At 68.9% G+C, this 21,708-nt stretch carries 19 protein-coding genes and 1 pseudogene; 12 read left to right on the top strand and 8 right to left on the bottom strand.

All coding sequences use genetic code 11. From position 1 onward, the window contains the following. Nucleotides 1-5: 5 nt before the first annotated feature. Both D8670_RS07125 and coxB read right to left on the bottom strand, forming a co-directional pair. Complete coding sequence (locus D8670_RS07125; RefSeq protein WP_121817367.1) at nt 6-2,573, bottom strand: cbb3-type cytochrome c oxidase subunit I; 2,568 nt, start codon at nt 2,571-2,573, stop codon at nt 6-8. Continuing rightward, nucleotides 2,570-3,373 (bottom strand): cytochrome c oxidase subunit II, encoded by an 804-nt coding sequence (gene coxB / locus D8670_RS07120; protein WP_121817366.1) that lies wholly within the window; start codon nt 3,371-3,373, stop codon nt 2,570-2,572. Before coxB ends, D8670_RS07125 begins: the two co-directional genes overlap by 4 nt. Before the next feature lie 193 nt (nt 3,374-3,566). Here coxB and D8670_RS07115 point away from each other — a divergent pair, with 193 nt between their 5' ends. The 4 genes from D8670_RS07115 (at nt 3,567) to D8670_RS07100 (ending at nt 6,700) form a co-directional block, all read left to right on the top strand. Then, the gene (locus tag D8670_RS07115) at nt 3,567-4,163 is read left to right on the top strand and encodes a hypothetical protein (RefSeq protein ID WP_121817365.1); all 597 of its coding nucleotides are present in this window, start codon (nt 3,567-3,569) and stop codon (nt 4,161-4,163) included. After that, nucleotides 4,160-5,143: an ArsA family ATPase gene (locus D8670_RS07110; RefSeq protein ID WP_121817364.1), complete on the top strand. Its 984-nt coding sequence runs from the start codon at nt 4,160-4,162 to the stop codon at nt 5,141-5,143. The genes D8670_RS07115 and D8670_RS07110 overlap by 4 nt, the downstream gene beginning before the upstream one ends. Before the next feature lie 88 nt (nt 5,144-5,231). Further along, nucleotides 5,232-6,344, top strand: a complete 1,113-nt coding sequence (locus D8670_RS07105; protein ID WP_121817363.1) for an AI-2E family transporter — start codon at nt 5,232-5,234, stop codon at nt 6,342-6,344. A gap of 137 nt (nt 6,345-6,481) precedes the next feature. Continuing rightward, nucleotides 6,482-6,700: a DUF8015 family protein gene (locus D8670_RS07100; protein ID WP_121817593.1), complete on the top strand. Its 219-nt coding sequence runs from the start codon at nt 6,482-6,484 to the stop codon at nt 6,698-6,700. 11 nt (nt 6,701-6,711) lie between these two features. On the opposite strand, the gene D8670_RS07095 is transcribed toward D8670_RS07100, so the two are convergent. Next, a complete protein-coding gene (locus D8670_RS07095; RefSeq protein ID WP_121817362.1) occupies nt 6,712-7,434 on the bottom strand; it encodes a fumarylacetoacetate hydrolase family protein in 723 nt (240 codons plus the stop codon). A 96-nt stretch (nt 7,435-7,530) separates the two neighbouring features. Between D8670_RS07095 and D8670_RS21810 the strand changes: the two are divergent. From D8670_RS21810 to D8670_RS07070, 5 genes and pseudogenes are all read left to right on the top strand, one after another. Further along, nucleotides 7,531-7,921 (top strand): annotated as a pseudogene (locus tag D8670_RS21810) (ASCH domain-containing protein). Between the two features lie 106 nt (nt 7,922-8,027). Continuing rightward, the gene (pdhA, locus tag D8670_RS07085; RefSeq protein WP_121817361.1) at nt 8,028-9,137 is read left to right on the top strand and encodes a pyruvate dehydrogenase (acetyl-transferring) E1 component subunit alpha; all 1,110 of its coding nucleotides are present in this window, start codon (nt 8,028-8,030) and stop codon (nt 9,135-9,137) included. A 169-nt stretch (nt 9,138-9,306) separates the two neighbouring features. Then, nucleotides 9,307-9,591, top strand: coding sequence for a translation initiation factor eIF-1A (locus D8670_RS07080; RefSeq protein ID WP_121817360.1), 285 nt, complete (start codon nt 9,307-9,309; stop codon nt 9,589-9,591). 148 nt (nt 9,592-9,739) lie between these two features. Continuing rightward, nucleotides 9,740-10,108, top strand: coding sequence for an Hsp20/alpha crystallin family protein (locus D8670_RS07075; RefSeq protein WP_121817359.1), 369 nt, complete (start codon nt 9,740-9,742; stop codon nt 10,106-10,108). A gap of 53 nt (nt 10,109-10,161) precedes the next feature. Then, nucleotides 10,162-12,405: a CDC48 family AAA ATPase gene (locus D8670_RS07070; protein WP_121817358.1), complete on the top strand. Its 2,244-nt coding sequence runs from the start codon at nt 10,162-10,164 to the stop codon at nt 12,403-12,405. A gap of 3 nt (nt 12,406-12,408) precedes the next feature. Here the strand turns inward: D8670_RS07070 and D8670_RS07065 are convergent, their stop codons facing one another. The 3 genes from D8670_RS07065 to D8670_RS20800 all read right to left on the bottom strand — a co-directional run bounded on the left by D8670_RS07065 (nt 12,409) and on the right by D8670_RS20800 (nt 16,757). Next, entirely contained in the window at nt 12,409-13,317 is a 909-nt protein-coding gene (locus tag D8670_RS07065; protein WP_121817592.1) for a universal stress protein, read from the bottom strand. A gap of 57 nt (nt 13,318-13,374) precedes the next feature. Beyond that, nucleotides 13,375-13,854 (bottom strand): hypothetical protein, encoded by a 480-nt coding sequence (locus D8670_RS07060; RefSeq protein ID WP_162994218.1) that lies wholly within the window; start codon nt 13,852-13,854, stop codon nt 13,375-13,377. 83 nt (nt 13,855-13,937) lie between these two features. Further along, the gene (locus D8670_RS20800) at nt 13,938-16,757 is read right to left on the bottom strand and encodes an MEDS domain-containing protein (protein WP_205254045.1); all 2,820 of its coding nucleotides are present in this window, start codon (nt 16,755-16,757) and stop codon (nt 13,938-13,940) included. A gap of 354 nt (nt 16,758-17,111) precedes the next feature. On the opposite strand from D8670_RS20800, the gene D8670_RS07050 reads away from it, so the two are divergent. The 3 genes from D8670_RS07050 (at nt 17,112) to D8670_RS07040 (ending at nt 19,635) form a co-directional block, all read left to right on the top strand. Further along, on the top strand, nt 17,112-17,726 hold the full coding sequence (locus tag D8670_RS07050) for a class I SAM-dependent methyltransferase (protein ID WP_121817356.1): 615 nt from the start codon (nt 17,112-17,114) through the stop codon (nt 17,724-17,726). Nucleotides 17,727-17,808: 82 nt separating this feature from the next. Beyond that, complete coding sequence (locus D8670_RS07045) at nt 17,809-18,264, top strand: pyridoxamine 5'-phosphate oxidase family protein (RefSeq protein WP_121817355.1); 456 nt, start codon at nt 17,809-17,811, stop codon at nt 18,262-18,264. 120 nt (nt 18,265-18,384) lie between these two features. Beyond that, nucleotides 18,385-19,635 carry a zinc metalloprotease gene (locus D8670_RS07040; RefSeq protein WP_121817354.1) on the top strand — a complete coding sequence of 417 codons (1,251 nt, stop codon included), beginning with the start codon at nt 18,385-18,387 and terminating at the stop codon, nt 19,633-19,635. A 109-nt stretch (nt 19,636-19,744) separates the two neighbouring features. Here D8670_RS07040 and D8670_RS07035 read toward each other — a convergent pair whose 3' ends face one another. Beyond that, the gene (locus D8670_RS07035) at nt 19,745-20,518 is read right to left on the bottom strand and encodes a spondin domain-containing protein (protein ID WP_121817353.1); all 774 of its coding nucleotides are present in this window, start codon (nt 20,516-20,518) and stop codon (nt 19,745-19,747) included. A gap of 496 nt (nt 20,519-21,014) precedes the next feature. Further along, nucleotides 21,015-21,506 (bottom strand): YciE/YciF ferroxidase family protein, encoded by a 492-nt coding sequence (locus tag D8670_RS07030; protein WP_121817352.1) that lies wholly within the window; start codon nt 21,504-21,506, stop codon nt 21,015-21,017. Nucleotides 21,507-21,708 lie beyond the last annotated feature (202 nt).

Here is a 21,708-nt window from a genome sequence, read left to right as displayed (position 1 = left end):
CTCACCTACAGGATGTAGAACAGCGGGAACAGGAACAGCCAGACGATGTCCACGAAGTGCCAGTACAGCCCGAAGTACTCCACGGGGCGGCTCCCCTCCTCGCCGAGGTACGCGCCCCTCGCGGCCCGCGCGATCATGAACAGCGCGATGAGCAGGCCGATGATCACGTGGGCGGCGTGCAGGCCGGTCGTGAGGAAGAACGTCGACGCCTCGACGCCGCTCCCGACGGTGACGCCCTCGTGGAACAGCGCCTGCCACTCGATGGCCTTGTTGTACAGGAAGCCGACCCCGAACAGCACGGTGATCCCGAGGCTGCCGACCAGTCCCCGCGTGCTCCCGCGCTCCGCGGCGACCAGCGCCAGGACCACGGTGAAGCTGCTCGTCAGGAGCAGGTAGGTGTTGATCAGTCCCGGGATGGGGTCGTGGGGGACGACGTGCCAGGAGGTCCAGCCGTAGGCGACGCGGATGAACGCGTACGACCCGATCAGCGCGCCGAAAAGCACCACGTCGGACGCGAGGAAGATCCACATCCCGAGCTTCCCGTTCTCCACGCCCTCGAACGGCCACCGCTCCGCGACCGCCATCTCCGGGACGTGGAACGACTCCAGCCCCATCGAGACGAACGAGACCGTCCCGAGACCGAGGCCGATCACCGTGAGCGCGGGGTAGGCCACCCCGCCGCCTCTCACCCCGGAGAGACCGAGGAACGTGACGAACGCCGCGAAGCCGATGGCGAGCGGCCACGGGCTCGCGTGGTCGGCGTGCTCCTCGTGCTCGTCGCTCTCCGGGAGTTCGGCGTCGGTCGCAGCTACGGTGTCGGGCGTCGCGGTCACGCCGCCGTCGGTGCGCTCGTCGCCGGTCAGCGCGTCGCCGGGGACCGACTCCTCGCCGGGCGCGGTGCCGCCGTCGGCCTTGCTGGCGCCGGGACCGAGCGCCGACTCCGGACCGCCCTCGACGAGGCCGCCCGACTCCCCCGCGTTCAGGAACTTCAGGCTGCCGTCGGCGTACGACGGGAGGCCGGGGAAGTTCTCGAACGGTGGGGGCGACGGGACGGTCCACTCGGCCGAGGAGGCGTACTCCCAGGGGTTGCCGTCGACCTCCTCGCCCCTGAACAGGCTGACGAAGAGGTTGTAGAACATGACGAGAAAGCCCGCGCCGAGGACGAAGCCGCCGATCGACGCGAGCTGGTGCCACGCGACGAAGCTCTGGCTGTACTCGAACACGCGCCGCGGCGTCTCCCAGGCGACGAACATCGGGAAGTACAGCAGGTTGAAGCCGACGAAGTACAGCGCGAAGTGGACCTTCCCGAGGAACTCGTCGTACATCTTCCCGGTCATCTTCGGGTACCAGTAGTAGAGGCCGCCGAACAGCGCCGTCGCGCCGCCGACCATCACGTAGTGGAAGTGCGCGACGACCCAGTAGGTGCCGCGGAACTCGTAGTCGAGCACGACCGCGCCGAGGAACACGCCGGTGATGCCGCCGATGATGAACAGCACGAGCGCGCCGAACGAGAACAGGAACGGCGTCGTGTACCGGATCTTCCCTTTCACCATCGTGTAGATCAGCGCGAACACCATCAGGTCGAACGGCAGCGAGATGCCGATCGTCGTCGCCATGAACAGCGTCTTGATGGGCAGGTTGATCGACGTGAGGAACATGTGGTGCATCCAGACGAAGAAGCTCTGGAGCGCCACCAGCACCATCGCCGCGATGAACCACTTCCGGCCGACGATCCGCCGGCCGCAGAACGTCTGGAAGCACTCGGCCATCACGCCCAGCGCCGGGAAGAAGACGATGTACACCTCGGGGTGGCCGAAGAACCAGAACAGGTGCGCCCACAGCAGGGACCCGCCCTCGGTCGCCTGGAAGTACACCGTGCCGACGATGCGGTCGGCCGAGAGGATGATGAGGGCGGCCAGAAGCGCCGCGAACGCGAACAGCATCATCCACACCGTCAGCAGGATCGTCCACGTGAAAAGCGGGAGCTTCAGCGTCTTCAGTCCCTCCGCCCGCATGCGGTGCATCGTCGTGAGGAAGTTCACCGACGACACGGTCACCGAGGCGACGAACAGCATCAGGGCGAGGACGGCGGTCGTCCCCCCGACCGTCGGCGTGTACGCCGGCATATTCAGCGGCGCGTACATCGTCCACCCGCCGGAGAACGTCCCGCCGAGGAAGAAGGAGGCCCCGAACAGCAGGCCCGAGAAGAGGTACAGCCAGTACGACAGCGCGTTCAGTCGGGGGAAAGCGAGGTCCTCCGCCCCGATCTGGAGCGGGACGACGTAGTTGGCGAAGCCGAACGCGAACGGCGAGATGAAGAAAAAGACCATGATGAGGCCGTGGGCCGTCACCGCCTCGTTGTACGCGCCGGGCGCGATGATGGTCTGCGTGGCCGAGAGCAGTTCGACCCGCATGAGCAGGGCGAGGGTGCCGCCGAACACGAGGAAGAACAGCGAGGTGACGATGTACAGGATGCCGACGTCCTTGTGGTTCGTCGTGATGAGCCATCGCTTCACCGAACTCTGGGGGGGCAGTCCGTCGTGGCCGTTGCCGGCGTGAGCGTCCTCCGTCATGCTTCGATGGGGAACGTCGTTAGCTCGAAGGGGGTCGGTCCAGGCGCGGCCACCGCCGCGCCGTCGTCGATCGCGGTCGACTCGTTCGTCGCCGAGTCGTCCGTCTCGTTCGAGGCGGACTCGTCCGACTCCTCGCCGTCGGCGCTCGCGTTCGCGTACCACCGGTCGAAGGAGGACTGGTCCATCACGACGCCGTCGGCGACCATGTAGGAGTGGCCCTCGCCGCAGAGCTCGTAGCAGCGGACCTCGAACTCGCCGGTCTCCTCGGCGACGAACCACGTCCGCGTCGTCTGGCCGGGGATGGCGTCGGTCTTGACCCGCTGGTCGGGTATGCCGAGGGTGTGGAACACGTCGTCGGAGGTCACTATCAACCGTATCGGACGGTCCGCCGGCACCCGGAGCGTGGAGTTAGTGTGGCCGTTCGGGTACTCGAACCGCCAGCCGAACTGGTAGCCCGTCACCTCCACCTCCAGCGGTTCCTGGGCCTCCGCCTCCGGCGGGCCGTCCTCGACGTACTGGAGCGTGCCGTACGTCCAGCCGATGAGCGAGACGACGATGAAGGCGCTGATGCCGAACGAGACGAACAGCTTCTTCCCGCTCCCCCCGCCCCCCGGGAGTTCACCCAGTCGCGGCCGGTCGACGTCGGCGGAGACGTCGCCGTTGCCGTCCCGATACCGGTAGGCGTTGTACACCATGTATCCCACGACGACGACGCCGACGACCGTCCCGAGGGCGAGAAAGACCAGAAAGATCTCCCGGAACACCTCCAGCGTCGTCCGGACGCCGCCGCCCGTGTGCATTATGTGGTCGGTGCTAACTTCCAACAAGGCTCCCCGCGGACGGGGGACTATCCCCATCGTTCGGGACATTCTTTATTTCTCTATAACACCTGTCCACTTATCTATTGCGGGCCGGGTACGGAGACGCCGGCCGACGCGATTGCCCGCATGTGGTGGGCGAACAGTTACCCCGCCGGCCGTGGTACGGCGGACGATGGACCGCCGCACGGACCTCAGGGAGCGCATCGCCGACCGCGACGGGATGGAGCCGGCGTCGCGAGCGGAGGTCGTCCGGTACTGGCTGGAGAACGAACTCGACCCGAACGAACCGGACCTCGACCCTGCCGCCGTGGACGACGAGGAGCGACTCGTCGCGGAGCTGGTCGACCGTAAGCCGATCGCGGCCCGGGCGTTTCGACCGCAGCGGCTGGAGTGGTTCGGCCTCGACCTGTCGGCGGCCGAACTCGCCGACCTGCGCGTCGTCGAGGGGCCGGAGGACGACGAGTGGCGGCGGGTCGTCAACGACGGCATGCTGGTCACCGCGGCGTACCGGCTGTTCGAGGACGACCCGGAGCGCGTCGACCGGGAGACGGCCCACGACCTAGCGGAGGTCGCCGACATCGCGGACGACATCGGCGACGACGGACCGCCGGAGGACCTGATACTCGTGCAGGACCGCCCCGGCGAACTCCCGTGGGTCGCCGACGGGAACCACACCGCCGCGGCGCAGCTGCTCGCCGCGCTCCGCGGCGAGGCGTACCCGGGACAGAGGGCGTATCTGGGCGTTCGCCCGGTGCGGACGGAGCCGTGACCCGCGTCGTCTGCTACGGCGGGAAAGGCGGCGTCGGCAAGACGACCTGCGCCGCGGCGACCGCACTCGTCCTCGCCGACCGGGGGGAGCGCGCCCTCGTCGTCTCGACGGACCCGGCGCACTCGCTGGGCGACTCGCTCGGCGTCGCGGTCGGCGACGAGGTGCGGGAACTCCGCGACGTGACGCCGGGCCTCCACGCCGTCGAGGTCGGCCCCGAGCGCGGGCAGGCCGCCTACCGCCGAGTGGTCGAGGCGCTGGCGGACGAGTTCCGCTCGGCGGGGCTGCGGATGGACGAGGAGGACATGGAGGCGCTGTTCGGCGCGGGCGTGCTCCCCGGCGGCGACGAGGCGGCCGCGCTCGACCTGCTCGCGGAGTACGCGGCGGAGGGGCCCGGCGACAGAGCCGAGGACGGAGAGGCGTCCGGCGACGCGCCCGCGTTCGACGCGGTCGTTCTGGACACCGCTCCCACGGGCCACACGCTCCGCCTGCTCGACTTGCCGGACGTGCTCGACGCCTCGCTCGCCGCCGCCGGAAAGCTCCGGGGGCAGGTGAGCCGGATGGTCGACTCCGCGCGGAGCGTGGTGTTCGGCCCCGCCGCGTTCTTCGGCGGCGACGACGGGGACGACATCGACGACGTGCGGGCGCGCTTCGAACGCGCCGGGACGGTGCTCAGAGACCCCGACCGGACCGAGTTCCGCCCGGTGCTGGTGCCGGAGGCGATGGCCATCGCGGAGACGGAGCGGCTGGTCGAGACGCTCCGCGAGGACGGCGTGCCGGTCGGCCGGCTCGTCGTCAACCGCGTGCTCCGGGACACCGGATGCGACTGCTCGCGGTGCCGGTCGCTGGAGGAGCGCCACACCGAGCGGCTCGCGGAGATCCGCGAGCGGTTCCCGGGCCGCGAGGTCGTCGAGCTGCCGGAACTGGAGGGGGAAGCGGGCGGGCCGGAGACGCTCCGACGCCTCGGCGATCGGCTGGCGTAGCCGCACGACCGGGCAGGTCGGCGGCTCTCCGCGGGGCCCTCGTGCGCGGCGGGGCGACGCTTTTCCCTCGCCGCGGGGTATCGCTCCCATGACGCCTGCACTGCCGGCCGTCGACCGGTCCCGCGCCGGGTGGTGGTTCCTCACGCTCGTGCTCGCGGCGGCGTTCGCGTTCGTCCTCCACGAGCTCGTCGGGACGTTCGTCCTCGGCCTGTTCGTCTACTACGGGATGCGGCCGCTGGACCGCCGGTTCAGGGGGCACCTGTCACGCGGGGCGTCCGCGGGCCTGACGCTCGTCGCGATCGCCGTTCCCGTGCTGGTGCTGGTCGGCTCGGTCATCGTCGTGGCGATCCAGGAACTCGGGCCGAGCGGGGTCGACGCGGTGGCGAGCGCGCTGGAGTCGTACGTCGGGATCGACCCCACGCGGAACCCCGTGGACGAACTGAAGACGCTGGCCGCGGACGCCGACACCGACTCGGCGATAGGGATCGCTACGACCGGCGCCGGAGCGCTGGCCTTTCTCGCGGACGGCCTCCTCCACGTCGTCATCGCGCTCGCCATCGCCTTCTACCTCCTCCGGGACGACGACAGCATCCGGTCGTGGTTCTGTGACAACGTCGCCGACGAGGGGGACGCGCTGTTCGCGTACCTCACCGCCGTCGACAGCGACCTCGCGACGATCTACTTCGGGAACGTCGTGCTTCTCGGCCTCGTCGCCGCGATGGCGACGGTCGTCTACCACGGGTACAACCTCGTCGCGCCGTCGGCGGTCGCGATCCCTGCGCCGACCGCGCTGGCGATGCTGACCGGCTTCGCCAGCCTGGTCCCCCTCGTGGTCGGGAAAGTCGTGTACGTGCCGCTGACGGCAGCTCTGGCGGCGATGGCGGTGCGGACGGACCCGGCGCTGCTCGTCTTCCCTGTCGTGCTGTTCGCGGTCTGTCTGGCCGTCCTCGACCTGCTGCCCATGACGTACCTGCTGCCCCGGATCGCCGGCCGCAAGACCCACGTCGGCCTCGTGCTCCTGGCGTACGTGCTCGGCCCGGTACTGTTCGGGTGGTACGGGCTCTTCTTCGGCCCGCTGGTGCTGGTTCTCGGCATCCAGCTCCTGCGTATCGGGTTCACCGAACTGATCCACGGCGACGCCGTCACGCCGCGGGTGAACGCCGGTGAGTCCATCGGCGCGGACCCCGAGACGGAGGAGTGACAGGCTCCCGGAGCGGCGAGCGCCGCCGGAGAGGCAGGCCTCGGGTACGGGTGTTCGGTAGCGAGTGCGGCGGAAACCCGGAGAACGAAGACCTCACCACCGACAGAACTTCACGGATGGCCGTCGTACTGTTCAGTATGGGATACACGTGGAAATACTACGATCTCGTCCTGATCGGCGTCGGGCTGAGCATGCTGCTCGGGGGAACCATCGGGCTCCTCACCTCGCTGTCGGTCCGCATCGCGGTCAGCGTCGCGGGGCTCGTCGCCATCCTCATCATGGCCCACGGGATGTTCGTCAACGGTCCCGTCGACGAGCCCGAGGACCTCACGGAGGAGGTCGAGTCGCTGAACTGACCCGGCTTCGACTACTCCGAGACGACTTCGTTCCGGAGCGTCCCGATCCCCTCGTACCGGATCTCGACCTCTTCTCCCGGTTCGACGAGGCCCGGATTCGCCGGGCTACCGAACGCGACCACGTCGCCCGGCCGGAACGTGTACCGCTCCGAGAGGAAGGCGATCGTCTCCCGCGGCGGGAACAGCATCAGTTCGGTGTTCGCCTCCTGTCGTAACTCGCCGCCCACGTGCGTCGTCACGTCGAGGTTCTCCGGGTCGACGTCGGTCTCGATCCACGGCCCGAGCGGTCCCGACCCGTCGAACGCCTTCCGGGCGGTGCGGCCGGGCTGGTCGAGCGCGTCGAGGTCGTTCATGATGGTGTACCCGCGGACGACGTCGTCTACCTCGTCGGGCGCGAGGTCCGCGCACGTCTCGTCGATGACCGCGGCCAGCTCGCCGGCGTAGGTCAGTTCGTCCGTCCACTCGGGGTACTCGACGGGCTCGCCCGGCGGGTGAACGGACGCGGGCGGCTTGATGAACCAGTCCGGCTGCTCGGGGCGCTCGTAGTCCATCTGGTCGAGCGTCTCGGCGTAGTTCCGGCCGACGCAGTACATCGCCGACGGGACGCAGGGCGGGAGCAGGTCGGCGCCGTCTGGTCCGCCGACGGCGTACTCCTCGCCGTCCGCGCGAACCACGCCGTCCTCGTACTCGCCGGTCACCGCGCCGTCGTCGGTTCGAACGCGTGCGAGTCGCATGACGCCGAGTTCGGGCGAGCGACGGCAATGGTTTTCGGTCGCGGAAGGCGACGCGGGACCCCGTCAGTTTTGGTCGGTCGGTCCTACGGTCAGACCATGAGCGAGATCGACGCCGACGAACTGCTCCCGAGCGAGCGGATGCGCACCGGCGCGGCCGAGGGCGACGTGACGCAGTACTGTCGGCTGTAACTACGCGAACGTCATCGCCGCTCGGAGCGGCGATATCGTTCAGGGGGTTACAGCCGACAGTAAGGTCCATCGCGGCCACCAGTACGCCGACGAGGGCGACGAGTTCACCGTCGACGGCGAGTCGTTCGAGGTGGTCGCGGTGACCGAGCGGACGCTCGGCGACCTGACCGACGCGGACGCGCGGAAGGAGGGCTTCGACGACCTGGAGGAGTACCGCCGGATGCTGAACCACGCCCACGAGCACTTCGAGTGGCACGACGACAGCGAGGTCGTGCTCCACCGGTTCGAGAAGCGGTAAACTCCCGCCGGCACGGGACGGGGGACGGCTCCCGTCTCCGCGGCGCTCGGTGCGTATTGCCCGCGAACCCACCTTTTTGGTCCTCGTTCACCACCGTACTGGCAGCATGCCACGCGACCTCTTCGACCGGGCTCCCGACGACACGGTGCGTGTTCTCGACGCCGGCGGGAACGTCGTCGCACCGGATCTGGTCCCGGACCTCGACGACGAGACGCTGGCGTCGATGCTCCGGGACATGCGCTTCTGCCGGCGCTTCGACGACCGCATGACCAGCCTCCAGCGGCAGGGACGGATGGGCACCTACTCCTCGCTAGCCGGGCAGGAGGGGTCGCAGATCGGCTCGACGTACGCGCTCGCCGACGAGGACACGATCTTCTACCAGTACCGCGAGCACGGGGCCGTCGCCGCCCGCGAGATGCCCTGGGAGTACCTGATCTACTGGATGGGCCACGAGCGCGGCAACTCGGCCATCGCCGAGGCGAACGTCTTCCCGCTCAACATCACCATCGGCGACCACGTCCCCCACGCCGTCGGCTGGTCCTGGGCGTCGAAGCTGAACGGCGACGAGCGCGCCAGCCTGGTCCACTTCGGCGACGGCGCGACCAGCGAGGGCGACTTCCACGAGGGCATGAACTTCGCCGGCGTGTTCGACACGCCGACGGTGTTTTTCTGCAACAACAACCAGTGGGCCATCTCGGTCCCGCGCGAGAAGCAGACCGCGAGCGAGACGCTGGCGCAGAAGGCCCACGCCTACGGCTTCGAGGGGGTTCAGGTCGACGGGATGGACCCGCTGGCGACGTTCGTCGCGACGAAGGCGGCCCGCGAGAAGGCCGTCGCCCCCGACGACGAGCCGCGGCCGACGATGATCGAGGCCGTTCAGTACCGCTTCGGCGCGCACACAACGGCGGACGACCCCTCCGTCTACCGCGAGGACGAGGAAGTCGAGCGCTGGAAACAGCGGGATCCGCTCGACCGCTTCGAGGCGTTTCTCCGGGACCGGGGGATCGTCGACGACGACCGCGTCGCCGCGATGGACGAGGCGATCGACGCGACGCTATCGGAACTGATCGAGGAAGCGGAGGCGTTCGAGGGGAACCCGGCGGAGATGTTCGAACACGTCTACGCGGAGCCGACCGACGGCCTGCGGGAGCAGCGGGCGTATCTGGCGGACCTCCGCGAGCGCCACGGCGACGACGCGCTGCTGGAAGACGAGTGAGCGACGACGCGCTGCTGGAAGACGAGTGAGCGACGACGCGCTGCTGGAAGACGAGTGAGCGACGACGCGCTGCTGGAAGACGAGTGAGCGACGACGCGGCGGCCGCGTCGTGGTAAACGATATCACATCTCTCCGATGACTTAAATGAGTGGAGGCCCTATACGTAGTAGTGACTGAAGAATCCCAGCGAAAGAACCTTCGCATGCCCGACGACGACGAGCTGTTCGCCGTCGTCACCGAACACAACGGCGGTAACCACGTCCGCGTCCGCTGCGAGGACGGCAAGAACCGGATGGGCCGGATCCCCGGCCGCATGAAGTACCGGACCTGGATCAACGAGGACGACGTCGTGCTCGTGGAGCCGTGGGACTGGCAGGACGAGAAGGCCAACATCGAGTGGCGCTACTCGGGCCAGGACGCCGACCAGCTTCGCCGCGAAGGCCACATCGACTAACTCGTAGCTTTTCCTCGACGCTTCGACGTGCAGCGGTCCGCACGGTCGTCTGACGGCACGCGTAGCCTGCGTCTTCAGCGGTCACTGACGGGCAAAGTTTTATATAGAACCACAAACAACGTCGAAATGGACACCGAGGTGAACAGCCATGGCTCTGCGTCGCAATCCCGCCAGCAACTGGCTGCGAAGCGCGAACGTACCGAGCCGACTGTTCGAGACGACCGAGAGCGACTACGAGCTGTACGAGGAGGACGACGAGTTCGTCCTCACCGTCGAGCTGCCGGGCTTCGACCCCGCCGACATCGACGTGTCGTGGAACGAGGGCGTGCTGAACGTCGCCGCCGAACACGAGGACGAGAAGCGCGACCGGCAACGGACCTACCACCGCCGGTTCCGGTTCCCGAAGGACGTCGACGACGAGGCCATCGCCGCCGAGTACACGAACGGCATCCTCGAGGTCCGCCTCCCGGTCGCGACCGGGATCACGCGCGGGAAGACGATCGAAGTCGAGGGGTGACCCGGCGGCGACGGTGCACCGGCTCCCGACCGCTCCGTTCCTGCATCAGAACCATGCGGCTCACGGTCAAACCGCTGAAGAACAGGGATCCGGGCAGCGGCATGGCGGTGATCGACCGCGAGGCGCTGAAGGACCTCGGCCTGTCGAGCGGCAGCTTCGTCACCCTGCAGGGTCGCGACGGGCGGAGCGCGGTCGCGCGCGTCTGGCCGAGCGACGCCGAGGACGCCGGCCGCGGCGTCGTCAGGATAGACGGCCAGCTCCGGCGGGCCGCGGACGCCGGCATCGACGAGCCGGTCGAGGTCGAACCGACCGAGGTCGAACCGGCCGACCGGCTCACGGTGGCGCTTCCCGGCAACCTCCGGATCTCCGGCGACCTCGGCTCGCACCTCCGCGAGGAGCTCCGCGACCAGGCCGTGACCGCGGGCCAGACCGTCGCGGTCCCGGTCGGCTTCGGCCTGTTCGCCGACCGGTCGGGGCGGCGCGTCCCCCTGCGGGTCGTCGACACCGACCCCCGCGGCACGGTCGTCGTCCGCGAGGACACCGAGATCGAGGTCGCCGACCGGAGCGCCGAGGAGGTCCCCGTCGGGGGCGGCGACGCGTCGCCCGACGCGGGCGAGGTCGCCTACGACCCGGCAGGCGTAACCTACGAGGACGTCGGCGGCCTCGACGACGAGCTCGACCAGGTCCGCGAGATGATCGAGCTGCCGATGCGCCACCCCGAGCTGTTCCAGCAGCTCGGCATCGAGCCGCCGAAGGGCGTCCTCCTGCACGGCCCGCCCGGCACCGGCAAGACGCTGATCGCGAAGGCCGTCGCCAACGAGATCGACGCCCACTTCCGGACGATCAGCGGGCCGGAGATCATGTCGAAGTACTACGGCGAGAGCGAGGAGCAGCTCCGCGAGGTGTTCGAGGAGGCCGAGGAGAACGCCCCCGCGATCGTGTTCATCGACGAGCTCGACTCCATCGCCGGCGAGCGCGGGGAGGCCGGCGGCGACGTTGAGCAGCGCGTCGTCGCCCAGCTGCTCAGCCTGATGGACGGGCTCGAGGAGCGCGGCGAGGTGACGGTGATCGCGGCGACGAACCGCGTCGACGCCGTCGACCCCGCGCTCCGCCGCCCCGGCCGCTTCGACCGCGAGATCGAGATCGGCGTCCCGGACCGCGACGGCCGCGAGGAGATCCTCCGGATCCACACGCGCGGCATGCCGCTCGAAGACGTCGATCTCGGTCAGTACGCCGAGAACACCCACGGCTTCGTCGGCGCGGACCTAGAGAACCTCGTGAAGGAGGCCGCGATGCGCGCTCTCCGGCGGGTACGGCCCGAACTCGACCTCGAAGCGGACCGGATCGACGCCGAGGTGCTCGACTCCATCGCCGTCTCGGACGAGGACTTCCGCGAGGCGCTGAAGGGGATCGAGCCCTCGGCGCTGCGCGAGGTGTTCGTCGAGGTGCCCGACGTCGCCTGGGACGACGTGGGCGGCCTGGAGGAGGCGAAAGAGCGCCTCCGCGAGACCGTCCAGTGGCCGCTGGAGCACGCGAGCGCCTACGAGCACGCGGGCCTCGAACCGGCGAAGGGCGTCCTGCTGTACGGCCCGCCGGGCACCGGCAAGACCCTGCTGGCGAAGGCCGTCGCCAGCCAGTCCGAGAGCAACTTCATCTCCGTCAAGGGGTCCGAGCTGTTCGACAAGTACGTCGGCGAGAGCGAGAAGGGCGTCCGCGAGGTGTTCAGCAAGGCCCGCGAGAACTCCCCGTCGGTCGTCTTCTTCGACGAGATCGACGCGGTCGCCGCCGAGCGCGGGAGCGGCGTCGGCGACAGCGACGTCGGCGAGCGCGTCGTCTCGCAGCTGCTGACCGAGCTCGACGGCCTCGAGGAGCTGGAGAACGTGGTCGTCATCGCGACGACCAACCGCCCGGACCTCATCGACGACGCCCTGCTCCGGCCCGGTCGCCTCGACCGCCACGTCGAGGTCGACCTCCCGGACGAGGACGCCCGCCGCGAGATCTTCGGGATCCACACCGAGGACAAGCCGCTGGCCGACGACGTCGACCTCGACGGCCTCGCCGCCCGGACCGAGGGCTACACGGGGGCCGACGTCGAGGCCGTCTGCCGCGAGGCGGCGACGATCGCCGTCCGGGAGTACGTCCGCGCGACCGCCGAGAAGGCGGACGCCGCGGTCGAGGACATCGAACTGACCGTCGAACACTTCGATCGGGCGCTCGACGAGGTCGAGCCCCGCTCGGCCGAGGACGGCGGCGCGCCCGGCGAGTTCGACGCCGGCGCCGTGGCCGACGCGGACTGACCCTCACCGCAGCCGGCCGAGCGTCCGCTCGACGAACGAGCGTCCGGTGTCTCGCTTCGCGATGACGATCGGCGGGGCGGCGCGCCCGCCGACGGTCTCCGCGACCGAGCCGACGACTCGGTCCCGGACGACCCCCTCGGGTGTCGCCCCGAGCGCGACCAGGTCGTGCTCCGCCGCCAGCGAGACGATCGCGTTCGCCGGGTCGGTCGTCTCGCGGACGCTCGCTTCGACCTCGTCGACCGACAGCCGATCGCTCGCGCGCTCGACGTGCTCCCGGGCGGTTCGGAAGTCGGCTTCCGGGGCGCCACTACCGGCGTAGGAGACGACGGTGACAGCCGCGTCGTTCGCGACTGCGACCGCGTCGACTACGTCCGCCGCGAGGTCGACGTGCGGGCCGCCGTCGGTCGGCAGGAGGACCCGGTCGATCCCGTCGGCGGTCGTCCCGACGCGCTCGACGAACACGTCGCAGGGCGCGCGCCGGATGACCGGGTCGACCGTCGTCCCGAGGACGATGTCGACCGGCCGCGGGCGGTCCTGCCACCCGATCAGCAGGGCGTCCGCGTCGGCCTCCTCGACCGTCAAGAGGATGGCGTCGGCCACGTCGCTGCCGACCACGACGCTCCGCCGGACCGGGACCGACGACTCGTCGGCGGCGGCCACCGCCCGATCGGCGACCGCCCCCTGCCCGTCGGCGTACTCCCGCTTGATGTCCTCCTCCGCGAACAGCAGGAACGGCGACGTGGCGGGCTTGTGGATCACGCTCACGACGCGGATCTCCCCGTCGTTGCTCCCGGCGACGTCGACCGCGGTACGCATCAACTGCTCGACGTTGTCGGGGTTAGACACCGCGACGACGAGCGTGTACCCCGCCGATCCGGCGTCGTCCCGGACGACGGTGCGAGCGTTCTCCATCGTGTGGTAGTCGATCACATAGAAAAATAAAGGTGGGCGCCGCGGTCGCCCGGAGCCTTACGTGCTCTCCTCGTCGTCGTCGATGATCTCGTCGACGACCTCCTCGTCGACGTTCATCTCGCCCGGCTCGGCGGGTTCCTCGTCGACCTCTTCTTCGGCTCGGCCCGCTATCACCTCGTCGGAGGGCCCCTCGCCCGAGAGGTAGTTGGCGATCGGTTCCGCGCCGGCCGTACCGTCTCCATCACCACCGTGCATCCGCTCGACGATCGCGGCCCCCGACTCGGGTTCGCCCGTCGACTCGCCCGTGTCCGTCGGCAGCGCGTCGCTCGCCTTCTCGCGCAGTTCGTCGGGCACGACCTCCCCGGAGCCGGCACGACGCGACGCGACGTACGCCAGGGCCAGAACGCCGAGTCCGAGCGCCGCCTTCCGCAACCCCTTCCGCGGCGACGGCGTCGGGTCTTCCCGCTCGACGGTCACGTCGAGCGTCGTTTCCGTTTCCTCGCTCTCCCCCCGTAACGACGATAGTAAACGAGCCACGGGTACCGTTCGCCGCGCGCGGGTAAGCGTCTTCGGGGAGCGTTCGGACGGGTGAGAGGACGGAAACCCGTCCCTGCAGGGGATCAGTCGGACGACGATTCGGGCTGGGAGTCGGGCAGGGTGAACGAGAACGTGGCCCCGTCACCGGGGTGGGAATCGACCCAGATGTCGCCGCCGTGGCGCTCGACGATCCGCTTGCAGAGCGCGAGCCCGATCCCCGTCCCCTCGTACTCGTCGCGGGCGTGCAGGCGCTGGAACACCTCGAAGATCCGGTCCGCGTCGTCGGGGTCGATACCGATCCCGTCGTCGCTGACCGAGATCACCCACCGCCCGCCGGTCCGCTCGGCCGAGACGCTCACCCGCGGCGGGCCGTCGCCGCTGTACTCGATCGCGTTCGAGAGCAGGTTCTGGAACAGCTGGTGCAGTTGGCTCTCGTCGCCCCGGACGCGCGGCAGTTCGTCGGCCTCGATCTCGGCGCCGCTCTCCGCGATCTGTAGCTGCAGGTCCGCCCGCACGTCCTCGAGGACGGCGTCGAGTTCGACCGGCTCGAACGGATTGCCGCGGGTCTCGATCCGCGAGTACTCGAGCAGGCCCTCGATCATGGCCTGCATCCGGTTCGCGCCGTCGACGGCGAAGTCGAGGAACTCCCGAGCGTCGTCGTCGAGGTCCTCCCCGTACCGGTTCTCGATAAGCTGCAGGTAACTGGACACCATCCGGAGGGGCTCCTGCAGGTCGTGGGAGGCGGCGTATGCGAACTGCTCCAGCCGTTCGTTCGACTGCTGAAGCCGCTCGACCGTCCCCTCCAGTTCGTCCTCGTACTGCTTCCGTTCGAGTTCGTAGCTGACCCACTGGCCCATCAGGCGGTGGAACGTCCGTTCCGCCTCCGAGAACGCCTCGTCTCGCGGCTCGTTCGAGACGAACCAGAACGTCCGGTCGACGTCGCCGTCGACTTCGAGGTACGTCCCGAGGTACGTGCGGACGCCGAACCGGTCGTAGCAGAGTTGCCCCTCGTACTCCTCCGGATCGGGGTCGGCGACGCCGGCCGTCTGGCCGTCCTCCGTCACCAGCCGACAGTAGGTTTCCGAGAACGGGTACCGGTCGCCGGGGACGAGGTACTCGTGGTCCCCGTTCGTCGCCTCCACCTCGAAGAGGTCGGTGTCCGGATCGACGCGGGCGATCCCGCCCAGGTCCGTCCCGAACCGCTCGCACCCCAGATCGAGCATCGCCTGCAGCTTCTCGTCGAACGACCGGTCGGGATCGGCCGCGACGTCGTACAACCGGCGCTGGAATCGCTCGTGCTCCTTTCGCTCGCTGATGTCCCGGACGATGGCGAGCATGGCCGACCGGTCGTCGTAGTCGAGCCGCGACGCCGACATATCGACCGGGATCCGCCGGCCGTCGCTGCGGAGGCAGGTCAGTTCGTCCGTCCATCCGGACCCCTCCTCGTAGACCTCTTCCACGAACTCCTGAAAGCGGTCCATCTCGTCGGGGTGGAAGTCCGAGGGTCCCTTCGACAGGACCTCTTCCCGCGAGTGGCCGAGCATCTCGCAGCCCGCCGGATTCGCGTCGATCATCTCGTCGGCGTAGGGGTCGTTGATGAAGATACCGTCGAGGCTGTTCTCGAAGATCCCCTCGAAGCGATCTTTCGACCGCTGGAGCGCCGCCTCGCGCTGCTCGCGTTCGAGTTCGTAGCTGACCCACTGGCCCATCAGGTCGAGGAAGGCGTACTCGGCGTCTGCGAACTCGACCTCGCGCGAGGTCCCGGCGGAGAAACACACCGACCCGAAGACGCCGTCGCCGTCCGTCACGCGCGAACCGAGGTAGCAGCCGAGGCCGTGCTCACGATAGAGCGGGTCGTCGTCCCAGCCGGCGGCCGCGACGTCCTCGACGCCGACCGGCTCTTCCACCGTGATCGTCTGCTTGCAGTACTGGCCGGGACACGCCGACAGCGTCGCGACGCCCTCCTCCAGGTCCGTCCCCCGCGTCCTGACCACCCGGAACTCGTCGCCCTCCAGCTTCAGGAAAAACCCCATGTCGAGGTCGAACCGGTCGCACCCCAGATCAAGCAGGCGGTCCATCTTCTCGTCGAACGAGAGGTCGCCGTCGGCAGTGATTTCGTACAGTTCGCGGAGATACTGCCGGTGTTCCCGGAGCCCCGTCTTCGCCTCGGTGTGCGCCTGCAGCGTCTGTACCATCCGTTCGACCTCGCGCTCCGGGTCCTCGGGGGCGAAGAACTCCTCGGGCGGCGTGTAGTAGAAGTTCCGCGAGACGGTGCCGCCGCTGACGACGTGGGGGTGGGTCTCGACGACGTCTCGGACGACCGACGCCGGGAACCGCTCGCGGTCGTACTGGCACATGACGACGTAGTCCTCGCCCTCGTAGAGGTCGTTGAGCACGGCTTCGTACTCAACCAGACACTCGAAGTCGGTGCCGTCGAGCGCCCACGTCATCTCGGCGGCCGCCCTGACCCCTTCGTAGCCCTCGTCGCTTTTCGCCTCGTCGAGGGCGTCTTCCCAGAACGTGAGCATCGCGTCCCGGTCGAACTCCCCGGTCCTGCGGTACGTCTCCGACGGCGTGAGGACGGTGAGCGCGCCGGACTCCACGGCGGCGTCGGCGTCGACACCGCGGTCCCGCATCGCCGCGAGCACCGCTTCCCGGGAGCGCTGGTCGGCAACGTAGAGACACCGCTCGCCCCGCTCTAACCCCTCTCGGAGGAACGGAACGACGGCGTCGAACTGCTCGTCGCGAGTCTCGTAGAGCAGGGCGAGATGGTCGTTGGAGTGGTCGTGGTCGTCGCCCGGTTCGATCGGGCCGCGGAACTCCGGACTCTCCCGCAGTGCCGAGAGTTCCCCCCCGGGAGCCGGCGCCCCCCGCCGGCCGTTCGGGTCGACTTGCTGGTTCATTAGGTCTGGGTACTTTCGGGAAACGTTTAACTCTGGCCGCTGGCGTGCGGAGGTCGGTACGGCGCCTCGAACTGCGGCCGACCGCTCGGCGCTCGATCCAGCCGTTCCGATACCCATCCGACGACTGCGAGCGGTTCCCACGCCGTGTACGTCCCGGAGAGGGCGGGACCAGTGAACACCACCCATCGAGCCGCCGGAGACGCGGACGCGGTACCCTCGGACATCCGCGGCGTATTCGGCAACCCCCCGTTGAGACGCGATGACGTGTCCGCGGTCGGGAAATACCCGACGACCGCCGATGAGGGCTAAGGGGGAGTCCGACGAGACTTTACGTGTACGCGGGAGTCCCTATACGTGAATTCTAACGAGGTTCGCCGACAGTGGGCGGAACGCTCCGGTGAGTACTCGCCGGAGTACTACGCCTACTACGGCCCGGACGAGCGGAGCGAGTCGGTTCGCAGCCTCCTCGATCGCTTCCTCGACCGGGACGCGCGCGTCCTGGAACTCGGCTGCAGTTCGGGCCGACACCTCTCGCACCTCTACGAGGGCGGCTTCGAAAACCTCGCGGGGATCGAGGTCAACGCCGACGCGTTCGACGTGATGGCGGACGCCTACCCCGACCTCTACGGGGACGGGACGTTCTACGTCGACGCGATCGAGGACGTCGTCCGCGACTTCGACGACGGGCAGTTCGACGCCGTCTACTCCGTGGAGACGCTCCAGCACCTCCACCCCGACGTCGAGTGGGTGTTCGAGGAACTGGTCCGGATCGCGGACGACCTCGTCGTCACCGTCGAGAACGAGGGCGACGGCGACCCGAACGCGACGGACCCCGAGGTGAACTACGTCAGGGAGGACGTCCCCCTCTACTACCGCGACTGGAACCGCGTCTTCACCGACCTCGGCCTCGTCGAGGTCGCCGCCGAGTCGGGGGACCGGGACACCGTCCGGGCGTTTCGTCCGGCGTAACACCGAGCCGAGTGCCCGGCCCGGAGCCACGGCGTTTCGCGCCCGGTGGAGCTTTTTCAGCGTGCCGCGCGAACTATCCCCCATGACCGACTTCCGCGGCGCGTGGACGGAAGGCGAGGTCGAGGCGTTCCTTCAGGAGGTGACGATCCCGATCCGGATCGCTGCCCACCGGCCGGACGAGTCGCTCTGGATGGTCGCGCTGTGGTACCGCTACCGCGACGGAGCGTTCGAGTGCGCGACGGGCGCGACCGCGGACGTCGTCCGGTACCTCCGCAACGATTCGGGAGTCGCCTTCGAGGTCTCCACGAACGACGTTCCCTACCGCGGGGTCAGGGGGAACGGCACCGCCGCGCTCTCGCCCGACGAGGGCAAGGCGGTCCTGCGGGACCTCGTCGAGCGCTACCTCGGCGGGACCGACTCCGAACTCGGCGAGTGGCTGCTCGGCGACGACCGGGAGGAGGTCCGCATCCGAATCGAGCCACGGGAAGTCTACAGCTGGGACTACTCCGAGCGGATGGGCGAGACCGGAGACGGATGAAGTAGCGCAACGGCGTCACGGGGACGATGCGTTACCCCCGCGTTTTCTCCGCTGCGAACGACGAGAACGCAAGTGCCGGCCACCGGCCGTTAAGTCCGTTCGCAGTGAACTGCCTTCGTAATGGGTACTTCCCCAGCTAGCCGAGGCGACGACCGCGAGATGGTGGCCGCCGAGCGGGAGGGATCGGCCGACCTCCGAGTGGACGTCGGCGTGCTCGTGGCGCACGCTCCAGGGAGCGATCCGGACGAACTCCGTTCGTTCGCTTCGAGGGCGGCCGAGGACGCGGTCGACGAACTGGCGTCCGCGACGGACGTCAGCTGGCGGTTCTACCTCGACGGCCCCGCGCGGCTCGCCGACCACGACCGTCGCCGCCCCTCGGAGTTCCTCGACCGCGCCACTCACCGGATGGTCGAGGGGCCGTACGACCTGGTTCTCGTCGTCACGGACGTCCCGCTCGTCACGAGCGGGGAGCGGTTCGTCCCCGGCCTCGCGTCGCCGCTCTCCCGCATCGCCGTCGTCTCGACCCGGGACCTCAGGAGCGCACCCCGCGGCGAGCCACGACGCGCGCTCGACCAGGAGGCCGTCCGGTGGAACGCGGCGACGCTGCTGATTCACCTCGTCGGCCACGTGCTGGGCGCTCGCCACCGCGACGCCGACGGCGGCGTCATGGAGCCGTTTCGGTTCGATCCGGAGCGGCGGTCAGTCCCCCCGGTCGACGCGGACGTCGAGCGCCACCTCCGCCGGATCGCCGGGGAGATCCCGGCGGACGAAGCCCGGCCGCAAGGCTCGCTGTCGCGGTTCGCCTTCCACCTCCGCAGTGCCGGGCGAAGCCCCGGGCAGGTTCTGCAGGCGCTCGCCAACAGCCGAGCGCCGCTGTTGCCGCTCTCCCTGCCGAAGCTGTCGACGGCGGCGCTGACCCCGACGCTCGTCATCGTCTTCAGCGCCGAGTCCTGGGACGTCGGGTTCCACATGGCGAACGTGACGGCGGCGCTGTTCGCGGTCGTCAGCGTCGTCGCGGCCGCGCTCTACCTTCTGTTCGTCCAGAACCTCTCTTTCCCCCGAAAGCGCCACCGTGTCGTCACCGAGCACACGGCGCTGGTCAACGTGACCGTCTTTCTCGTCCTCCTGCTGGCGATGGCCGGCCTGTTCGCGCTCGTCTGGGGGATCATCCTCGTCATCGAACTCGTCGTCTTCCCCGCGAACCTGATGTCGAACTGGCCGAGCCTGGAGGACCCGACGGTGGGGTTCGTCGACCTCGTCAGAACCGGCGCGTTCATCAGTACGATCGGCGTGCTCTCCGGCGCGCTGGCGGGGGGACTGGAGAGCCGGCTCATCGTCAGTCACCTCGCGCTGTTCCCCGATCAACCGTAGCCCCGGCTCGGAACGATCACTCGCGCTCGGCGTCCCGCTCTCTCCGGTTCGCCGCGGCTGGGAGCGCTCGTCGAGTGAGAAGGCAGGGAAGCCGGTCGCCGTCGCCCGCCTACTGCGGCGTGATCGTCACCTCGATCGCGTCGCTCGGATCGGGGTAGCTGTAGCCGTCGCCGACCTTGTCCGTCGGGCGGAGTTCGCGGACGACGCCGTCCTCGTCGGGTCCCTTGTCCGGATTTCCGAACTCCAGTCCCTGTCGTGGGGCCTGGTTGGGGCTATCGCTACTTGGGTCCTCGTTCGGTTCGGTCCCGGCGTCCCAGAGGATGACGTCGTCGGTGACGGAGCCGTCGACCGGGGCATCGCCGTCGAACAGCCCGATGCCGCCGGGGCCGGGAGCGAAGAACGCGTCGTTCGAGGGGACGAACATCGTCGCGAACGCCAGTTTCCGTCCGGGTTCGGCCTCGATATCGAGCTCGAAGGCTCCCCCCGGCGCGATCGGCGGCGCGCCGGGAACCTCTCCTAACGGGTCGTTCGGATCCGCCACGGTGTCCGCGGGCGTCCACGCCCCCGCGTGGGCGACGTTCGAACACTGTCCGAGTTCCGCGACGAGCGAGTCGTTCTCCGGCGTTCCGCCTGGCCTGCCGGCCTCGGCGATGGCTTCGAGTCCGGGGCTGGCGGCCTTGTTCCGTCCGAGAATCGGGTTCTGGCCCCTGTAGATGGCGTAGGCACCCGGCGTGATCCAGACCGCTCCGCCGGTCGAGAGCGGCGGGTCCGGCGCCGTGGGGTACTCGTCCAGCGACGCCACGTTCTCGACGCGGACGGTGAACCGGGTCGTCTCCCCGCCGCGTCCGGAGGTCGCCGCACCGATACCGGGAACGGCACTCAAAGCGCCGACCGTAGCTATTCCACTGAGCGCTCGCCGCCGCGAAATGTCGAGTCGAGAGCTGTCGTCTGACATTGTCGGTATGTCGGCCTCTCTGGCTCTCTCTGCGGAGGCCAGAGACGCCGCCTTTATCTGCGGACGAACCGGGGGAGAAAATTTTTCAAACTCCGTTCGGAGTCGCTTCGTCTCCGTTCAAATTTCCTCTCGAAACGGGCTACATTCGCTCCATGGCGGGTTCGCCCGCACGTGACCGGGACGGCCCAGTTCGTCGCGTCCGACCGACGCGCGAGAGTGGGGGCGTCTGCCCTTTCCCCGACGAGAGCAAGGCGTTCTTGCGCGACCTCGTCGAGCGCTCCTCGGCGGGACCGACCCGAACTCGCAGAGACGCTGCTCGCCGACGACCGAGAGGAGGTCCGTATCCGCACAGTCGCGGACGGTCCACGGCTGTGACTGCTCGGACCGGATCGGAAAGAAACAGAGTGATAATCGCGGCGAGCCCTCAGTCGCCGGCGACCTGCTGCTCGTCGAACTGCTCGCCGGCCTGCGACAGCTCGTCGAGCGCCGCCTCCTCCTCGCGGAGCGTCTCCTCCAGCACGTCGGCGGCCTCGTCGTAGCCGAGCTTGCCGGCGAGCGACGTGACGTTGCCGTACGCGGCGATCTCGTAGTGCTCGGTCTTCTGTCCGGCGGAGATGTTGTACCGGTCGAGGACCGTGCCGTCGTTCTCCCGCGCGAACTGCTCGTGTTCGTCGATCAGCGAGTCGACGACCTGTTCCTGCCGCTCCTGCGGCTCCTCGCCGATCTGGTCGAACACCTGCTCCAGCCGGTCGACGTGCTCTTCCGTCTCCTCGCGGTGCTCTGCGAAGCCCTCGCTTACCGTCTCGTCCTCCGTCTGCTCGGCGAGGGTGTCGAGCGCGTCGACCAGCTGCTGTTCGGTGTAGTACAGTTCTTGCAGGCCCTGAACGAGTAGCTCCTCGGTCGAGTCAGTAGTCATGGTGCGTCCTTCGGTAGCGCAGCCACTTGCATAAACGGCAGCGTGAGAGTACTTATGAAAAATGCCCGAGGGCGTTGCGATTTAACGCGTCAACAGCGGCGGAAACGGTTCTTAAAGGTCGTCGCTCGCGTCGGCGAGGACGCATCGCGAAAGTTCGGCCTCGGCACTCATAGGGCTCGTCGTCGCCGGGTGCCAGCCGGCT

The organism is Halostella limicola (assembly GCF_003675875.1).
Taxonomy (GTDB): Archaea; Halobacteriota; Halobacteria; order Halobacteriales; family Natronoarchaeaceae; genus Halostella; species Halostella limicola.
This window is presented reverse-complemented; position numbering and strand designations above follow the sequence as displayed.